The organism is Janthinobacterium sp. Ant5-2-1, assembly GCF_001445815.1.
GTDB lineage: Bacteria > Pseudomonadota > Gammaproteobacteria > Burkholderiales > Burkholderiaceae_D > Janthinobacterium > Janthinobacterium lividum_E.
In genome coordinates, this window is the sequence record NZ_LNCE01000159.1 from 1 (window position 1) to 1373 (window position 1373).

The window sequence follows — 1373 nt, forward strand, 5'->3', positions numbered from 1 at the left end:
GTCGTTGAGCCACGTCACGCAGACCCGATGTCCCTGGTGTTCTACAAGAAGATCCTGGTCACCAAAGCTGCATTGGCCAAGATTGAGGAGATGCTGGCATGAGCGCGATTTTGAAACATAGCGAAGAACGCTTGATGAAGGTGCTGTTGGCGCCCGTGATTTCCGAAAAGGCCACCATGGTCGCGGAAAAGAACGAGCAAATTGTATTCCGCGTACTGCCGGATGCAACCAAGCCTGAAATCAAGGCAGCGGTCGAACTGCTGTTCAAGGTTGAAGTTCTGTCCGTGCAAACTGCAAACCGCGAAGGTAAGCAAAAGCGCACCGGCAAGTTCAACGGTCGTCGTAACCATACCAAGCGTGCTTTCGTGTGCCTGAAGCCTGGCCAGGAAATCAACTTCTCCGAGGAGGCTGCATAATGGCACTCGTTAAGATGAAACCAACCTCGCCAGGCCGTCGCGGCATGGTGAAGGTGGTGAATGCCGACCTGTACAAAGGTCGTCCATTCGCTGCCCTGGTTGAAAAGAAATCCAAGACCGCTGGTCGTAACAACAACGGTCACATCACCACCCGTCATATCGGTGGTGGTCATAAGCAACACTACCGCTTGATCGACTTCAAGCGCACCAAAGATGGTATTCCAGCGAAAGTGGAACGTATCGAATACGATCCAAACCGCACCGCGAATATCGCTCTGTTGTGCTACGCCGACGGCGAACGTCACTACATCATCGCAACCAAAGGCATGGCCGTTGGCGACAGCGTGATGAACGGTTCGGAAGCACCGATCAAATCGGGTAACTGCTTGCCAATCCGTAACATCCCAGTCGGTACCGTGATGCATTGCGTCGAAATGCTGCCAGGTAAAGGTGCCCAAATGGCACGTACCGCCGGCGCTGGCGTTGTGCTGATGGCACGTGAAGGTACCTACGCTCAAGTGCGTCTGCGCTCGGGTGAAGTACGTCGCGTGCACATCGAGTGCCGTGCAACGGTTGGTGAAGTCGGCAATGCCGAGCACAGCCTGCGTAAAATCGGTAAAGCTGGTGCGATGCGCTGGCGCGGTGTTCGTCCTACCGTTCGCGGTGTGGTCATGAACCCGGTCGATCACCCGCACGGTGGTGGTGAAGGTAAAACAGCAGCTGGTCGTCATCCAGTTTCGCCTTGGGGCCAACAGACTAAGGGTAAGAAGACACGCAGCAACAAGCGTACTACTTCCATGATCGTCTCGCGCCGCGGCAAGAAATAAGGGGTAGCACATGACACGTTCATTGAAAAAAGGGCCGTTCTGTGACGCCCACCTGGTGAAAAAAGTTGAAGCCGCGCAAGCAGCCAAAGACAAAAAGCCAATCAAAACCTGGTCGCGTCGTTCGACAATC

The 1373-nt window shown here is 54.5% G+C and carries 3 protein-coding genes and 1 pseudogene; all 4 read left to right on the forward strand.

Annotation, left to right across the window (positions count from 1 at the left end; genetic code table 11):
- Positions 1-102, forward strand: a pseudogene (locus ASN89_RS28440) (50S ribosomal protein L4); the annotation flags it as partial.
- Positions 99-416, forward strand: a complete 318-nt coding sequence (gene rplW, locus ASN89_RS26830; RefSeq protein WP_010394398.1) for a 50S ribosomal protein L23 — start codon at positions 99-101, stop codon at positions 414-416. The pseudogene ASN89_RS28440 and the gene rplW, both read left to right, overlap by 4 nt.
- Positions 416-1243 carry a 50S ribosomal protein L2 gene (gene rplB / locus ASN89_RS26835; protein ID WP_034753198.1) on the forward strand — a complete coding sequence of 276 codons (828 nt, stop codon included), beginning with the start codon at positions 416-418 and terminating at the stop codon, positions 1241-1243. Before rplW ends, rplB begins: the two co-directional genes overlap by 1 nt.
- A 10-nt stretch (positions 1244-1253) precedes the next feature.
- Positions 1254-1373 (forward strand): ribosomal protein S19 family protein (locus ASN89_RS28445; RefSeq protein WP_200969134.1); only part of this gene is annotated, 120 nt, incomplete at its 3' end.